Annotated in this window: 13 protein-coding genes and 1 tRNA gene; 5 read left to right on the plus strand and 9 right to left on the minus strand. The window is 36.7% G+C overall.

The features are described from left to right. Positions 1 to 163 precede the first annotated feature (163 nt). The 5 genes from glmS to ACFIN0_RS06610 all read right to left on the minus strand — a co-directional run bounded on the left by glmS (position 164) and on the right by ACFIN0_RS06610 (position 5709). The gene (gene glmS, locus ACFIN0_RS06590; RefSeq protein WP_375702163.1) at positions 164 to 1987 is read right to left on the minus strand and encodes a glutamine--fructose-6-phosphate transaminase (isomerizing); all 1824 of its coding nucleotides are present in this window, start codon (positions 1985 to 1987) and stop codon (positions 164 to 166) included. A 173-nt stretch (positions 1988 to 2160) separates the two neighbouring features. Continuing rightward, the gene (gene glmU / locus ACFIN0_RS06595) at positions 2161 to 3510 is read right to left on the minus strand and encodes a bifunctional UDP-N-acetylglucosamine diphosphorylase/glucosamine-1-phosphate N-acetyltransferase GlmU (protein WP_375702164.1); all 1350 of its coding nucleotides are present in this window, start codon (positions 3508 to 3510) and stop codon (positions 2161 to 2163) included. A 14-nt stretch (positions 3511 to 3524) separates the two neighbouring features. After that, positions 3525 to 4313 carry a cytochrome c biogenesis CcdA family protein gene (locus ACFIN0_RS06600; RefSeq protein ID WP_375702168.1) on the minus strand — a complete coding sequence of 263 codons (789 nt, stop codon included), beginning with the start codon at positions 4311 to 4313 and terminating at the stop codon, positions 3525 to 3527. Positions 4314 to 4356: 43 nt separating this feature from the next. Further along, entirely contained in the window at positions 4357 to 5346 is a 990-nt protein-coding gene (locus ACFIN0_RS06605; protein WP_375608338.1) for a carboxypeptidase regulatory-like domain-containing protein, read from the minus strand. A gap of 39 nt (positions 5347 to 5385) precedes the next feature. Then, positions 5386 to 5709, minus strand: a complete 324-nt coding sequence (locus ACFIN0_RS06610) for a HesB/IscA family protein (protein ID WP_375606652.1) — start codon at positions 5707 to 5709, stop codon at positions 5386 to 5388. A gap of 108 nt (positions 5710 to 5817) precedes the next feature. Here ACFIN0_RS06610 and ACFIN0_RS06615 point away from each other — a divergent pair, with 108 nt between their 5' ends. The 3 genes from ACFIN0_RS06615 (at position 5818) to ACFIN0_RS06625 (ending at position 11463) form a co-directional block, all read left to right on the plus strand. Next, on the plus strand, positions 5818 to 7020 hold the full coding sequence (locus ACFIN0_RS06615) for a deoxyguanosinetriphosphate triphosphohydrolase (protein WP_375608325.1): 1203 nt from the start codon (positions 5818 to 5820) through the stop codon (positions 7018 to 7020). A 30-nt stretch (positions 7021 to 7050) separates the two neighbouring features. Next, the gene (gene argS, locus ACFIN0_RS06620; protein ID WP_375702165.1) at positions 7051 to 8808 is read left to right on the plus strand and encodes an arginine--tRNA ligase; all 1758 of its coding nucleotides are present in this window, start codon (positions 7051 to 7053) and stop codon (positions 8806 to 8808) included. 150 nt (positions 8809 to 8958) lie between these two features. Further along, complete coding sequence (locus tag ACFIN0_RS06625) at positions 8959 to 11463, plus strand: SPOR domain-containing protein (RefSeq protein WP_375702166.1); 2505 nt, start codon at positions 8959 to 8961, stop codon at positions 11461 to 11463. A gap of 181 nt (positions 11464 to 11644) precedes the next feature. Here the strand turns inward: ACFIN0_RS06625 and ACFIN0_RS06630 are convergent, their stop codons facing one another. Beyond that, positions 11645 to 11920 (minus strand): hypothetical protein, encoded by a 276-nt coding sequence (locus ACFIN0_RS06630; RefSeq protein WP_375606656.1) that lies wholly within the window; start codon positions 11918 to 11920, stop codon positions 11645 to 11647. A 310-nt stretch (positions 11921 to 12230) separates the two neighbouring features. Between ACFIN0_RS06630 and ACFIN0_RS06635 the strand changes: the two genes are divergently transcribed. After that, entirely contained in the window at positions 12231 to 13337 is a 1107-nt protein-coding gene (locus tag ACFIN0_RS06635) for a branched-chain amino acid aminotransferase (RefSeq protein WP_375702167.1), read from the plus strand. Positions 13338 to 13447: 110 nt separating this feature from the next. Here ACFIN0_RS06635 and glpX read toward each other — a convergent pair whose 3' ends face one another. After that, a complete protein-coding gene (glpX, locus tag ACFIN0_RS06640) occupies positions 13448 to 14434 on the minus strand; it encodes a class II fructose-bisphosphatase (protein WP_375606658.1) in 987 nt (328 codons plus the stop codon). A 144-nt stretch (positions 14435 to 14578) separates the two neighbouring features. After that, a complete protein-coding gene (locus ACFIN0_RS06645) occupies positions 14579 to 15895 on the minus strand; it encodes a homoserine dehydrogenase (protein WP_375606659.1) in 1317 nt (438 codons plus the stop codon). Between the two features lie 1223 nt (positions 15896 to 17118). On the opposite strand from ACFIN0_RS06645, the gene ACFIN0_RS06650 reads away from it, so the two are divergent. Further along, a tRNA-Glu gene (locus ACFIN0_RS06650) sits at positions 17119 to 17193 on the plus strand. Positions 17194 to 17282: 89 nt separating this feature from the next. On the opposite strand, the gene ACFIN0_RS06655 is transcribed toward ACFIN0_RS06650, so the two are convergent. Beyond that, a partial coding sequence (locus ACFIN0_RS06655) for an XRE family transcriptional regulator (RefSeq protein WP_375627803.1) occupies positions 17283 to 17597 on the minus strand: 315 nt, incomplete at its 5' end.

Below are 17597 nucleotides of genomic sequence, written 5' to 3' on the forward strand. Positions count from 1 at the left end.
GTTTTTGATAGGTAAGAAGATATTTTTTGTTTTATTGTAAAGATTGAGAAAGAAAAAACTTTCTTCAGTATTCTCGTTCAACAGAGAAAAATGAAAAAATAAATTTCATTATAAATCAATTTCTTACATTTGATTATTCTCCAAAAGATTCAGAAATATACTTTTATTCAACCGTAACTGATTTTGCTAAATTACGGGGTTGATCAACATCTGTTCCTAATAAAACAGCCGTATGATAAGCGATTAACTGAATGGGGAGAGCATAAATAATAGGAGCAATAAATTCTGAAACATCTGGCAAAGTAATCGTTGATAAAGTCTTAAGACACGCTACCTCTGCTCCTTTTTTATCGGTTATTAAAATAATACGACCATTGCGCGCTACTACTTCTTGCATATTAGAAAAAGTCTTTTCAAACCATCGATCATAAGGCGCCACAACAATAACGGGTATTGTCTCATCTACCAACGCAATTGGTCCATGCTTCAACTCACCCGCCGCATAACCTTCAGCATGAATATAAGAAAGCTCTTTCAATTTAAGGGCTCCCTCCAAAGCAATCGGATAAGAAGTTCCACGTCCTAAATAAAGAACACTTTTTGCATTCACCAAATCACGACAAATAGATTCAACTTTGCCTTCTAATTTTAAGACCTCATTTAAAATACGAGGAACTTCTGCCAACTGCTGAACCAATTGCTGTTCCATTTGAACTGTAAGATAACCACGTTGTTTAGCAGCACTAAGAGCAAGTGAAGCAAGCGTTGCCAATTGACAGGTAAAGGCTTTTGTTGAAGCAACACCAATTTCTGGTCCGGCAAGTGTTGGGAGAATAAAATCAGCCTCCCTTGCCATTGTTGATTGTTCAACATTCACAATTGTTGCTGTTTTTATACCCCGTTCACGACAATAACGCAAAGAAGCCAATGTATCCGCTGTTTCACCAGATTGAGAAACAAACAATGATAACGCATCAGACGTTATAGGAGGTTCGCGATAACGAAATTCCGAAGCGACATCATTATCAACACTTAAAGCGGCAAATTTTTCAAACCAATAGCGCGCAACTAAGGTTGAGTAATAAGCCGTTCCACAACTCGCAAAAAGAAGCCGATGAATACTTTTCCAATCAATCAAATTCTCAAGCGGTCGAACCGCATAATTTCCAAGGTCAAGATAATGCGCCAAATTATGAGAAATCACTTCAGGTTGTTCAAACATTTCCTTGTGCATAAAATGACGATGATTACCCTTAGAAATCAATAAAGCCCCTTCGAGTAATGTCGTCACAGGACGTTTTACCGGTTGGTTGTTAGCATCATAAATTGTAACACCTTCCCGTGTGAGAACAGCCCAATCCCCATCTTCCATATAGCTAATATAATCAACGAATGGTGCCAAAGCAATCGCATCTGACCCCACAAAAAATTCATCTTTTCCATAACCAATTGCCAGAGGTGGACCAGAACAAGCCGCAATCATAAGGTTATCTTCACCTTCGAAAATAAGAGCAATAGCAAAAGCCCCCTGCAGCCTTTTCCAACTGGTACGTATGGCTTCTTGCGGAGAAAGACCATCTTTTAATGCACGCGTTATTAAATGTGCAATAACTTCCGTATCCGTCTCTGTTTCAAAGATACAACCATCCTCTATGAGTTCCTTTTGCAGTTCTACAAAATTTTCAATAATACCATTATGAACAATCGCAAGCTTTTCAGTCACATGGGGATGCGCATTGCGTTCAACAGCAATTCCATGCGTAGCCCAACGGGTATGACCAATCCCTAAACTTCCCTCCAGAGGTGTTTTTTTTAATTTTTCTTCTAAATGAACAAGCTTCCCCTCAGCACGTACACGATAAAGATGCCCATTATGGACCGTTGCCACCCCAGATGAATCATACCCTCTATATTCAAGACGTTTTAACCCCTCAACCAAAGAGGACGTAACACACCTCTTTCCAAGAACTCCAATAATTCCACACATTAAAAAGCTCCAACCCACATCTTAAGATTCAAATTTTACAAAACAATCCAACAGCCTTTATTTAAAACTATAAATAATAAAAATAATTCAAACATGGAATACGGCAATCTTTAAGAATAAATCTTCCATCCATCGTTAGATTAACACGAAACAAAAGAATAAGCTGAAAATAATCATTTTTTCTGTTTGTTTTCTAACAAACGCTCTCGAAATTTTGTCGCATAGCCCTCTTTTATAACCTGTCGTGCACGCCCAAAAGCCATACTGTTCATAGGAATATTTTCAGTAATAACACTTCCTGAAGCAACATAAGAACCATCCCCTATCACCAATGGAGAAACAAGCGCCGTATTAGATCCAACAAAAGCATGATCACCAATCATCGTTTTATATTTGTTAAATCCATCATAATTGCAAGTAATCGTACCGGCTCCAATATTGGTATGTGCACCAATTTCGGCATCACCAATATAACTCAAATGATTAATTTTAGAAGCTTCTCCTACCTTAGCTTGTTTAACTTCACAAAAATTTCCAATCTTTACGGACTTAGCCAACTCTGTTCCAGGACGCAAACGTGCATAGGGACCAATCTGTGCATCTCTACCAACCACAGCACCTTCGAGATAACTAAATGCATGAATAACCGCACCAGATTGTACTTTTACGTTTAACCCAAAATAAACATTTGGCTCTATCACCACCCCTGGTGCAATTTCTGTATCATAAGAAAAATAGAGTGTTTCTGGCTTTAAGAGTGTAACACCCGATAACATTAAATCGCGCGCTTTACGTTTTTGCCATAAAGAATCAGCCCTCGATAGCTCAAAACAATTATTAATTCCTACAATATCTTCAAAAGGAACTTCAACAACACGCACATCTAATCCTTCGCGTGTTGCAAGAGAAGCAATATCTGTTAAGTAATATTCTTTTTTTATATTGTTATTATCAACTTTCTCTAAAAGAGAAAGTGCATGTTTTCCGCGCATAGCGAGTATTCCACCGTTACAAAAAGAAATCTTTTTTTCTTCATCGCTAGCGTCTTTTTCTTCTACAATTGCAATCAATTGACCATTTTTCTCGAGAAGACGCCCATAACCTGTTGGATGTTTGGTATGAAAACCTGCAAAAACAACATCTGCTCCATCAGCAAGCTGTGCACGCATTTGGTGCAATGAATCTTGCTGAATGAGAGGAGTATCCCCAAAAACAATGAGAACATCATCCACTTCCTTTTGCAAAGCTAAACGAGCAGACAAAACAGCATGGGCAGTTCCTAAACGCTCTTTTTGTTCAAAAATCATTACATCTTTTACAAATGACTGAACAACGTGCGTAACCTCCTTAGCACCACATCCCACAACAACGGCTAATTGCGAAGAGCCAGCCAATTCTATTTGTTTTAAAACATGGCATATAAGAGGTAACCCAGCAATTTTATGAAGTACCTTAGGCAGAGGCGATTTCATGCGCGTCCCCTCACCTGCGGCAAGAACAATAGAAAGACAACTTCTAACCATAAAAACACATAAGACTAACGAAAAAATCCAAAAAAATTCATAATACTGTGCCAACGAATATCTTCAATATAGCTCAACGAAGGATAATGTTCTAAAAGCCAAAATGAAAGATCCTGCATAGAACCTGTTAAAAACAAAATCCCTGTAAGAATAAGAAAAATACCAATGATTTTTTCAACTTTTCCTAAATGAATACGAAAAGCTCCTAAAAATCGCATAAAACTGCTCGAAAATAAAGCTGCTAACATAAAAGGAATAGCAAGACCTAATGCATAAACCGCTAAGAGAACAGCTCCCTCTCCCACAGTTTCTTTTGTTCCAGCAAGCGTTATAATAGGACCTAAAATAGGGCCAATACACGGTGTCCAACCAAAGGCAAAAGCTAAACCGATAATATACGCGCCTAAAGGACCAGCAGGTGTTTTTTTGGTCTGAAAACGCGCCTCACGAAATAAAAAAGCGATCTTGAAAATCCCCAAAAAATTTAAACCAAAAATAATAATGACAATTCCAGCAGCAAGTGCAAACCAATCACGATAATAACCGATGAATTTCCCAATTGTGCTAGCACTGGCACCTAAAGCAACAAAAACAGTCGTAAACCCAAGAACAAAAGCAATAACAGAAGACAATAAAGTCCACCGTATAAAGACTTTCTCATCACGATTTTCTGAACGAAAATCATCAATACCAATCCCTGCCATATAACACAAATAGGGAGGAACTAACGGCAAAACGCATGGTGACAAAAAAGAGAGTGCCCCAGCAAAAAACACACCAACTGTTGAAACTTCAATCAAAATTCATACCCCATCTCTCATCATAGTTTACCCCCATGAACAACGATCAATCCACATCTTCATCAATTCGTTGCATATTTTGTTCATTCGCCACCACACTTATATCTTCATCATGACCAGAAACGACTGAAAAAACTTTTTGATAAATTTTATCTTTATTTTTAGCAATTGCAATATACTCTCCCTCCGCTAACACGAGTGAAACATACGCACCAACTGTTTCATAAACGATATCACCAGAATCATTGGCAAGAGACCAACTTGTATCTGCAAGTGCTTCTCCTCCTTCTTGTCGGACCAGCTTTAAGACAATTTGAGCGGCCTGATGTTCAAGAGTAGCTTCTGTTATTTTACCAGCATCCACTTGAATATCCGAACGAGCCGTCGCATTAATAGAACCATAATGGGAAGCAACATGGTAGCGGCCAGCTTTTAAACGCACAACTGAGTGGGGTTTAACATTTGATATAATCACTCCCGTATCATCATTTTCTTTTTCATCCTCATAAATGGTAAAACGGAGTTCCTTTTCATTCATTACGCCATTGAGCAGTGTTGCATTTAAAATAACACCACCAGCCTTAAGATTAAAGTTTTTTACAAGACTTTGCCCATTTTCTAAACGAATATGGCGCACAGCACTCGTGTGACCAAATGAGACATGAACAAGATAATTTCCTGGTTCGAGATTAAAACGTGCACTTCCCCCCTTATAGGTTGCCACTAATGGTAATTTATTATCAATCCCTAGAATAGGGGCATAAACCCGCCAGACAAGCCCTTTTTCAATATCCGGATGACTATTTGTTAATCGAGCATTCAAAATGAGTTGTGTTTGAGATGCTAAGTTTTCATTTTCCTGCTCTTGAGTCTTTACAATAAAACTCCTTGATTGTCTCTGCTGCTGATCTTGCCCTTCTCCTGCTTCAGAAAAAGCACAGTGACTCCAAGTCAATAAAGCAAGCACCACGCACAACCATACACATCGGTGCACTATTTTTATAAGAATACCCATTTTTGCATTGTTGACCAACATGATCTTTTTTTCAAGAAACAATATCACACAGCCATCATTTTAAATTGAAAAACTTACACCACAACCACATGATGAAACAGCATTGGGATTGTGGACTTGAAAAGACTGCCCCATAAGATCATCAACAAAATCAATCTCAGCTCCTTCCATAAAAGGAAGTGATAGTAAATCAATAAACACAACTGCCCCGTCTTTTTTGAGAACGAGGTCATCTTCACACATTTCAGAAACCAAGTCATATTTATAAGAAAAACCAGAACACCCACCACCTTCAACAGAAATACGTAATGCTATTTTATCGGGTTCACGCAAAAGTATCTGTGCAATTTTTTTGGCAGCAACATCTGAAATTTTCACATTCATTTTATATATCCTTGCATTAAACCATCAAGAAAGAGTATCCTACACTCAAAGAGCAGTTTATTTGTCATAAACCACTCTCAATTTTAAGATGATAATAGACAGCTTGCAATGGATATAGGAAATATCGACTTCAATTACCAATCTCGAGCAGTATACAGTGCTCATCCACAAACAAGCCGTGGTCGATTATACCATGAAACGATGAGCACCACACGCTCACCTTTTCAACGAGATAGAGATCGTATTATCCATTCTAATGCATTTCGACGTCTTAAACATAAAACGCAAGTGTTTATTGCTGATGAAAGCGATCATTACCGTACTCGCCTAACCCATTCCATAGAGGTTTCTCAAATTGCAAGAACATTAGCCCGTGCCCTGTGTCTTGATGAAGACCTTGCCGAAGCCATTGCCCTTGTTCACGACTTTGGACACACACCCTTTGGCCATGCTGGAGAAGATGCTCTTAATGAAGCCATGGTATATTATGGCGGCTTTGATCATAATGCACAAGCATTACGCATTGTAACAAAACTAGAACAGCGCTATGCAAATTTTGATGGACTTAACCTTACATGGGAAACCCTCGAAGGACTTGTAAAGCACAATGGTCCCCTTTTAGGGCCTTACGCAAAGAATAAGGAGGTTCCTATCGATATTTTACAATACAATGTAAAGCAAGATCTTGCACTCGATTGTTTTGCAGGATTAGAAGCGCAATGTGCTGCTATTGCAGATGATATCGCATACAATGCGCATGATATTGATGATGGTCTACGTTCGCAATTTTTAACACTCGATCAATTTGAACATGTTTCACTAACAGCAGCAATATTAAAAGATATAACAGATGAGCATCCCCACCTCGACCAAACGCGTCGCGGTTACACACTTGTACGAAGACAAATAACAACCATGGTTGAAGATGTTATCAAACAGTCACAAAAAAATTTAGCACGCATCAAACCAACAAGCATAAACGATATTCACCAAGCAAAACAAACCATTGTTACCTTTTCACCGACAATGACCGTTTATGAAAAAGAACTAAAAAACTTTTTATTTAAAAATCTTTACTACCATGAACAAGTTCTTAGTCGTCGCAATGCAGCAAAATGCATTGTACAAAAATTATTCAATTGTTATTATGAAAATCCAAATACAATGCCTGAAAGTTGGCAGAGCAAAGCAGTGCACTTAAAAAATCAAGAGTTAGCACGTTTGATTGCTGACTTTCTTTCAGGCATGACGGATCATTACGCTCTACGTGAATATCAGCGTTTATTTGACCATACAGATAATTTCGTTTAATGGCTTTTGGCATCATCATGGAAGCTAAATATGAATATCTTTAAAAACTTCGAAAAAAAAATTAAGAGATCAATTGAATTATCTGATATAAAAGGAAAAAATGGAGAAGCTCTAGATTTATCAAAAATCACTGTTGATCCTCCGCGTGATTCCTCCCATGGTCATTTATCAACCAATGCTGCTATGGTGCTTGCAAAATCTATTGGAATCAATCCACGTGCACTTGCAGATAAAATCATAGAACTTCTTCAAAATGATTCCTCTATCGAAAATATAGATGTTGCCGGTCCTGGTTTTATAAACATAAAGCTTACAAAATTATTTTGGCAAGATGCTATAAAATCTATGCTTGAATTAGGCACTTCTTATGGTCGTATTCCAATGGGACAAGGAAAATGCGTCAATGTTGAATATGTCTCAGCAAATCCGACAGGACCAATGCATGTAGGACATTGCCGCGGAGCGGTTGTTGGGGATGTTCTCTCCAATTTGCTACAATTTACGGGCTATAACATTACAAAAGAGTATTATATCAATGATGCGGGTCAACAAATCGAAGTCCTCGCCCATTCGGTACTATTGCGCTATCGTGAAGCTCTTGGGCAAAAAATTAATGAAATTCCAGAAGGACTCTATCCTGGAGAATACTTGATACCATTGGGTCAATCGCTTGCTCAAGAGTTTGGTGACCAACTCCTCACAATGGATAAAGATGAAGCCTTATCTCTTGTGAAAGAACGTGCAATTCATGCAATGATGTCCATGATTCGCGAAGATTTGGCTGCTCTTAATATTTATCATGATATCTTTTTCTCTGAGCGAATGCTTTATGCAGATAATGCACGTGCCATTCGTAACACTATCAACGACCTCACTTTAAATGGTTATATCTACAAAGGAAAACTCCCCCCTCCCAAAGGACAAAACACAGAAGACTGGGAACCAAGCGAACAAACTTTGTTCCGTTCAACAAATGTCGGTGATGACCAAGACCGTGTTTTAGTCAAATCTGACGGTTCTTACACTTATTTTGCTGCTGATGTTGCTTATTTTCGGGATAAATTTAATCGTCATTTTGATGAAATGATTTATATTCTAGGCGCAGACCATGCTGGCTATGTAAAACGACTAGAGGCAATGGCAAAAGCGATTTCTGGTGATAAAGCCAAATTAAGTGTTTTCTTATGTCAATTGGTAAAACTCTTTCGCAACGGTCAACCTGTCCGCATGTCAAAAAGAGCAGGATCATTTGTCACTCTACGGGATGTTGTCGAAGAAGTTGGTCGTGATCCTGTGCGTTTTATGATGTTATACCGTAAGTGTGAAGCGCCTCTTGATTTTGATTTTGCAAAAGTAACAGAACAATCAAAAGATAACCCCATCTTTTACGTACAATATGCAAGTGCACGTTGTCACTCAGTCTTTCGTCAAGCACAAGAAGCGCTTCATATTAAAAGCTTTTCAAATGATACATTGATTACCTATCTTCATCGATTAACAGATGACCATGAAATATTGTTAATACGCAAACTTTCTGAATATCCACGTATCATTGAACAGGCCGTAGTTCATAAGGAACCGCATCGATTAGCGTTTTATCTTTATGACCTTGCCTCCAGCTTTCACACCCATTGGAATAAAGGGAGTGAAAATCTCAATTTACGCTTTATTCAACCCGATGATAAAGAGTTATCCTTTGCAAGATTAGGATTGATACAAGCTGTTATCAATATTTTATCATCAGGGCTTACCATCATAGGAGTCGAAGCACCCATAGAAATGCGTTGAAAAAGTTCTATAAATACATACAATAGGTACTCTATTGATAAACTTTTTCATGTATCCTTGCATGAGAGGGGGAAAATTTATAATTTTAATATAACAAATCAAATCAACCATTGATTGCACGTAAGTGCAAACTATCATGTGAGAAAAGCTATGAGCGATAACGATCGCAAAAATCTACACGAAACAAAACACGATCATGAACACCATGATCCTTTAGGAAGGCTTACGCGCATTTTTAATCCGCACAAACAAAGCGGAAACCAAAATGGGCAATCTTCTTTAAAAACAGATCGATCAACATCTCACCCCGAAATATCATCCCATGATGATGATTTTGATTTGTCTTTTCTAGAAGAGGAACTTGAAAATAATTTAGCACATGACTTACCGTTTGATGATCAAAAAAAACAATGGGGCTTGCATGCAACCAGCAACGCAAAAGCCTCAGATATTGCACAAGCTGCTTCTTTCAACCATTCAAAACAAAATAATTTATCTGAAGAGAAATATTCTTCATCTAGCAGTCATGATGAAGAACAAATTTTAGATGCGCTTTCTCCATTACCAATCCCAAAAAATCAATCACATCAACAGAAAACAACAGCAACCAGTGCTGATCCTTTTCTTGAAAAAAGTAATCTTATGTCACAATCAGAATCAGAAAATTTCTTTTTTGATAAATCTGAAAGGCGTGAAAATAAGAGAGAGACACCAGAAGATGTTGAACAAACCAATCGTTTTTCACAAATAAATTCACAACAACCTGAGGCTACGAATATACAAAAAACTTATGATGACAATCAAAACCTCTATGACACTCCTATAAACCATCCCTATAAAATTTCAGCTGATCAAGAAAATTGGATTAAAAAAGATTATCCTGATTCCTCCTCTTCTACAGAGGAAAATGAGTTTTTCTCATCTTCTAATCTTGTGTCAGAAAGACAAAACACTACAAGAAATCAAACAACAAGTACCTTCTCTTCACCTTTAGATTCTCCACCAATTGATAGACAATCTTATTTAAAGGGAGCTTCACAAGAAGATCATAAAACCAATTATCCCCATTTTTTTGAAGAAAACCCCTCACAACAAGAAACTTATAGCGAAAAAGTTCCGATATATGATGAGGCTCGAGCCCAATACATCAATAACGCCGAAGGTGCGTCTAACCCAAATAGAGAAATTTCATATAATGAAAATAATTTAGATGAGTTTCTTTCCTCATCCCCCTCTTTAAATACAAAACAAACGGATGACTTTTTTACCCATAACTATACGCACAGAGATACTCCCCCTCCCAATGTTGATACTTATAAATTTTCAGAGGAAATCGTAGAAAAAACTGGTCCTATTATGGTTCCAGAAGTTCCGTATGAAGCGCCAGAATATGATGTGCCAACTAATGGTGGTTTAGAAGAAGAATTTTCTGATGTACTCAATGTAGGGAATGTCCCAACGGATAATTTTTCTCAAAAACAACAGAAAAATGAGGTTTTTAGTGAAATTTTTCATCAGTCTATGCAAAATTCAAAAGAAGGTGTTTATATAAACTCTAAAGAACAAAACTCCGACTATTTTTCTTCTGCCAATATGGAATATAATTTTCCCTCTTTTAGCGAGAATTCATCATACACAAACTCAGATGAGGTTCCCACGCATCCATCAGCTCCTCCTCCCTTAAAAAGTTTTATTTTTGGTAAAACTTTCATTAAAGGTTTTTTTATACTTATTTTAATAGGAATTGGGTTTGCTGGTTATTCTCACTTTTTTATGCCATCACAAAAAAATCAAGAAACGGTCATTATCCACGCTGATAATACGCCTTTTAAATTCAAACCAGAAACAACTGAAACGAAAAATGATGTTGCACATAATTTAGATATCTATAAACAAACAACTGAACAAAATGAGAAACAAGAAAATACACAACAATTTCTTATTGATAACTCTGAACAACCTGAAAATTTAAAAGAATTAAACCCTGAAGAATCTTCAAGCGTTTCCTCATCATCTTTAAATGAATCTGATGTTGAAGATGCTGTCACAGAAGCCATAAATCATACTATTCCAATGCGAGAAGTACAAACTGTTATTGTCAATCAAGATGGTACAGTTACACTAGCCCCCGCGCATCAAACAAACAGCAAAACTGCTGCTCAATCTGAAGAAAGCATTGATCAAGCTTCTAATGAACTTCAAGATTCGTCCCATGATTCTGATATAAACGACCAAGAAAGAGATCATGATCTCAAAAATAATATTGATAAAATAATCGCAGAAAATAATTCTAGCTCAAATATTGAAGAAAAATTTATCCCAATTCCTTCTCATGCAGAGAGAAATGCACAAGTCGAAATACCAGCCGCGTCTCACCCCATATCACCAAACAGAGTCGCAGCACAAAATTCAGAAAGTTATTACGTACAACTTGCATCTCAACCAACGTATGAGCTCGCTAGAGATTCTTTAAGAAATATGAAATCTAAATTTGGATTCCTTATCGGTGCCCGTCCTTTAAATATTCAATCCGCTTTTATACCAGGAAAAGGCACTTATTACCGTGTTCGGATTCAAGCGCAAGACCGTAATGAAGCCATAATCCTTTGTGAATCCATTAAAAGTTCTGGTGGAAGCTGCTTCATCACACGCTAAACCAATAATGCAGCGGTTTTAACAACCGTTGCATTATTTATTTCCATACCAGCTCATTACTTATCGAAAACGTTAGAAATTACAATTCCCTCAATCTTTTTCGCTTATGTCTTTGTGCTGACTTTATTCCTTAATCTACGTCGATTTTTGCTCTATCTAAAAGATTATATTTATGAAAAAATCACTCCGTACCCTTATAAGTATAAGGTACAAGGGGAGGCGAATTTAAATCTTTTTTGGGCGTTGTTACGCTTTGGCTTGTTTCTGGGGTATTATAACGCGAACTATGTTCAGGAGATTTTGCAAAAAAAGATCCTAAAAAACCAAAAATAAACCAGATAATAACCATCGCAAGAAGAATAGCAAAAATACCCTTAGCGATTGAAACAGGTTGTTCACGACCTCTTCTTTCTGCGGCCATACGTTCTTCATATGTGTGATAATTTTTATCAATCATAGTGGATTCCTTTTCTCAATTCCCTTACCTTTAAATTTCTAGAAAATATGCATATATGAAATTATTCAGATACTTATTGTGAGAAAACGATAATTATAGACAAAAGTTCCAGCTTACTTCATAAAGTTGAGGAGAAGAGGCAGGGATAGAATTAAAATATCCACCCTACCCTAGCCTTTGAATTCTATAATAAACCCCTTTGTATTCTATAATAAAACATTGACACAAAGGTTTTGTTAATAATAGAGTTATAATTAAAATATTTCATTATTTTTATTAATAAAAATGAAACATACTCAGAAGGTTTTTTATGAAATCCCCCATATCATCGCTTCCCTTTAAAATAGAAAAACACCCATCACCTTTGTCAGAAGAAAAACGTGAAAAAATTCTAAAAAGTCCCGGTTTTGGTCAGTTTTTTACAGATCACATGTGTACTATTCAATGGACTGAAGACAAAGGCTGGCATAATGCCATTATTTCTCAATACAAAGCTTTAGAAATTAATCCTGCAAGTACCGTTTTGCATTACGGACAAGAAATTTTTGAGGGCTTAAAAGCATATCGTGCAAAAGATGGGCGCATCTTACTCTTCCGTCCTGATGCCAATGCACAACGGTTTATAGAGTCAGCACAACGGTTAGCGATGCCAGAATTACCAAAAAATATTTTTCTAGATGCCGTTCATCAATTAGTAAAAATTGATCAAAAATGGGTTTCCGATCATCCCAATGCTAGCCTCTATATACGTCCATTTATGTTTGGCAATGAAAGCTTTTTGGGTGTTCGCTCTTCTCAAGAATATCTTTTTTGTATCATAGCCTCTCCAGTCGAATCCTATTTCAAAGGAGAAGAAAAATCTGTCAGCGTTTGGATTGAAACAGATTATAGTCGAGCCGGTCCAGGGGGAACAGGGGCTGCCAAATGTGGTGGAAACTATGCAGCAAGCTTACTTGCACAAAAAAATGCAACTGAAAACAATTGTAGCCAAGTGCTCTTTCTCGATATGGTTGAACATAAATGGATTGAAGAACTTGGTGGTATGAATGTCTGCTTTATTATGGACAATAATACACTCGTAACCCCTCCACTTAATGGAACGATCCTTCCAGGAATAACACGTCATTCACTCTTAGAATTGGCGAAACAAATGGGATTAGAGATAGAAGAGCGTCCTTATTCTTTTAAATCTCTCCAAGAAGATGCAAAGAGTGGACATCTTAAAGAAGTCTTTGCTTGTGGTACAGCTGCCGTTGTCACATCAATTGGCCGTTTTAGACATAAAGGGGGAGAAATCATTATCGGAAATGAAACAATTGGAGAAATTACAAAGCAACTTCGTACGCAATTGGTCGGCCTTCAAAAAGGGGATATAGAAGATAAAAACGGCTGGGTACATTCTGTCCAGATCTCATAATAATGAGATATTTTTATATTTATAACGCTTCCATGAATACATATCTACCTTCATGGAAGCGTACGTGTTCACTAAAAAGTTTCTCTATTTTTTAGCGACTACAAAAAATATTAATCAAATTTTGAATAATCTTTATGCTGTGCTTTAATATTGCGGACTGTTCCCGTATGGGAACGCATTACGAGAGTTTCTGTTTGAATATAGCGAGGCGTGAATTTAACGCCAGAAAGCATATTACCATCTGTCACCCCTGTTGCTGAAAACAAAACATCACCCTTTGCCATTTCTTCCATTGTATAAACCTTATTGGGATCACTAATCCCCATTTTAGCTGCACGAGCAATTTTCTCTTCTGTATCAAGCAGCAAACGACCTTGCATCTGTCCCCCAATGCAGCGCAAAGCAGCAGAAGCTAAGACCCCCTCTGGTGCTCCACCAATCCCCATATAGATATCAATACCTGTTTCTTCTGGATCAGTTGTATCAATAACAGCAGCCACATCTCCATCCCCAATCAAGCGAATCGCTGCTCCTGTTGCTCGTACTTCATCAATCAATTTTTCGTGACGAGGTCTATCCATAATACAAACAGTAATCTGATTAACGGCTACTCCTTTAGCCTTTGCAAGAGCATGGATATTATCGGCAGGACAAGCATCTATATCTACTATTCCCTTTGGATAACCAGGACCAATAGCAATTTTTTTCATATAAACATCAGGAGCATAAAGGAGGTTACCCTTTTCAGCAATTGCAACCACAGCCAAAGAATTGGCAATATTTTTAGCACAAAGTGTTGTTCCCTCTAGTGGATCAAGTGCAATATCGATCGCCAATCCACTTTGAAGACCTACTTTTTCTCCAATATAAAGCATAGGCGCTTCATCCCGCTCACCTTCACCAATCACCACTGTACCATCAATAGGCAATCGATTAAGTTCCTGCCGCATTGCATCTACAGCAGCTTGATCTGCAGCCTTTTCATCGCCACGTCCGCGCCAGCGTGCAGCAGCAACAGCAGCACGTTCAGTAACACGTACCAATTCAAGTGTCAAAATACGATCAAGTCCATTTAAAATCTTCTGAGTTGTGGGCATATGAAAAAATCCTACCGAATGAATACCAGAAAAAATATGAGTCCTTATTAAATACTAAGAATAAAGTTTTTGGCAAAGATGAAAATTTTCCACAAGAGACAAAGGAACTCAAGCTTACCTTTTTGTCATTATCAAGATAAGTTATCAATTCTCTGCCATAGGTTCAATACGAATAAATTGAGATTTTGCAACAAGATGTCCATCTTTTTCAATTTCTGCAAGTGCCTGTCGTACATTCACCTCTGTTGTTTCATGCGTAATTAAAATAATTGTTTTTTCAATTTGATCTTCTACAAAAGATCTTTGAACAATCGACTCCAATGAGATGTGATTATCAGCCATATGCCTTGCGACCGCGGCAAAAACACCAGTACGATCATGAACATTTAAACGAATAAAATAACCACCTGCATGATGCGAAATACGTGCTTTTTTATGAGGAGCAAGTTCTAATGCTGGGCGTCTTAAAACAGGTGCATACTGAAAACCAGAACGTGCTTTTGCTATATCAGCCAAATCACCAATAACGGCTGATGCTGTTGCCTTTCCTCCGGCACCAGGACCAGAAAACAGTAATTCACCTAATAAATCACTTTGAATAGAAAGAGCATTGGTTACACCATTTATCTGTGCAATCATCGAGGATGTTGGTACCATTGTTGGATGAACGCGTTGCTCTATTCCAGAATCCGTTTTTAATGCAACCCCTAAAAGCTTAATCCGATACCCCAATTCATCAGCTGCTCGAATATCAATTTGCGAAATATTATGAATTCCTTCAACATAAACATCATCTAACGAAACAGCAGTTCCAAATGCCAAGCTTGTCAACAAAGCTAATTTATGAGCAGTATCATTTCCCTCAATATCAAAACTTGGATCTGCTTCAGCATACCCAAGTCTCTGTGCATCTGCTAAACAATCTTTAAATGAAAGACCTTCCGTAAACATACGTGTTAATATATAATTACAGGTTCCATTGAGAATACCATAAATTCGCGATATGCGATTACTAACAAGTGATTCTCTCATCGCTTTGATAACAGGAATTCCCCCAGCAACAGCTGCTTCAAAATGAAGAAAAACACCTTTTTTTTCTGCAATTATAGCGAGCTCTACTCCATGTTGAGCAAGAAGAGCTTTATTGGCTGTTACAACATGATGTCCCGCCTCAAGCGCTCTCTTAACAGCGGTATACACCACATCCAATTCACCACCAATTAACTCTACAAAAACATCAATCTCATCAGAAGCAGCCAACTCCACAGGTGAATCAAACCATTTTATACCACTAAGATCAATTCCACGATTGCGGCCTTTATCACGCGCACTAACAGCAACAACTTTGATGAATCGTCCACATTGACAAGCTAAACTATTCGCTTTTTCACATAGAGTTCGAACAACTGAAGTACCAACTGTACCAAGTCCCGCAACACCAACTTTTAAAGCTTCTGCCATTATTAACCACTGATCCCTATCTTCATTGAAAAATCGTTTAAATGATGTGCCAATCAACACAAAAAGTACTTATGTTCATAAAAACAAAAGAAATACCCTGCTCTATTCTTTTCATTTTTTCTAATAGAATTATCCCCGCTTGTTCAATCAACATTCCTAAAAATATAATATTTATTGTCTTCAAAGATTTCAGAATTTTATAAAATATCTAATTCAGAATGAAAATCTGTAAAACTTATAAATGCAAGTTTCCATAAAGAAAAGTTCTAAAAAATAATCAATAACCAGTTAAAGAATATTGAAGAATTGGTAAGAAAGAATAAAAACATCTCTTCTAAATCAACAAGTATGGAAAAAAAAACATTCTTTCATATGATAAATTAAGGGAATGAATAAAATAAAGTAAATCAGTAAATGATAACACATTCCTTCCTACCATTCCATAGCTTTAACTATAAATCTTTAATGCAAAAATCTTAACGCACTCATATATCAAAATAGAACCTTACATTAAAGTAAAAAACAAGACTTGATATGTGTACACCATAATTCTGAAATATTATAAATATGGAGAATAAATTTGCAAAATTCGAATATTTTATCTCAACTTATTACCACCTCTTTGCAAAACTAGCGAATTGAAGTGACAAAAAACTCAATTTACCCTTTATCCACGCTAATTCATTTTCAAATCAAGAACTTCTCAATATGTAAAAGAACAAATGAATGGTTTTTAATTTTAAAAATTTTACAGTCATGTAAAAGTAAATATAAGAAAATTATTTTTTAATATTTTTATTATAAAGAAACTTTTTATATTTTGTTAAACTGAAAGGAATCTGTGGCTTGTTCCTCAAAAAACTTTTGTATGATTGGTATTATTTGTTAATTTGGTAATAAATATTGTCTTTCTACTTCATAAATTATACAGTTTTTGCTTTATGATAAGCTCAAATGAGAAGTCTTCTGTATAAAGGCTCTTTCAAGCAAGTTAAATAATATTCTCATATGGTGAGCAAAGATAACAAACGATAAAATATGCAAAAAATAAATACATTAAAAATGCTGTTTTTGATCATTTTTACCTACTCCTCAAACTGAAAAAAACAATCCAAACAGAAATCGCTCAAAAATTATTCAATAAAACACACTTTTTTCAAAAAAAATGACACAGAGGGCTTGCGAAGTAAAAAGATCCTCTCTATAAGCCTCATCATTGGTTTGCGCCCATCGTCTAGCGGTTAGGACATCGCCCTTTCACGGCGGAAACAGGGGTTCGATTCCCCTTGGGCGTACCATGTTTCTTTTTTCTGCACATAATCTATTGATTTTATATATCTTTTTTAAAGTACGGGATACGTGGATAAAAGTTAGGGAATAGGATTTTCTAACATTTGTCTACAACAGTAGCATTTTCTTTTCTTTGCGCTTCGCTAATCATCTCTAATAATGTTTTGAATGCTTCTAAATCCTCTTGTGAAAAATCTTTTAAAGTTCTAAAAAACATGCCAACAGTTTTACGCCTCAACGGATCAGAAGTCTTGATTGTAAAACTTTTGCGACAAGCATCCGATTCTCTTCTCAAAATTTCTGCTACCTCTTGATCTAAAGCATAGAGTTCAATTATCTTTTCCTCCAGTCCTACAGGAACAGATTTTTTGCCAATCTCGACAGAAGATAAAAATGCTACAGATATGTCTAA

The organism is Bartonella sp. AA89HNZF (assembly GCF_042196905.1).
GTDB lineage: Bacteria > Pseudomonadota > Alphaproteobacteria > Rhizobiales > Rhizobiaceae > Bartonella.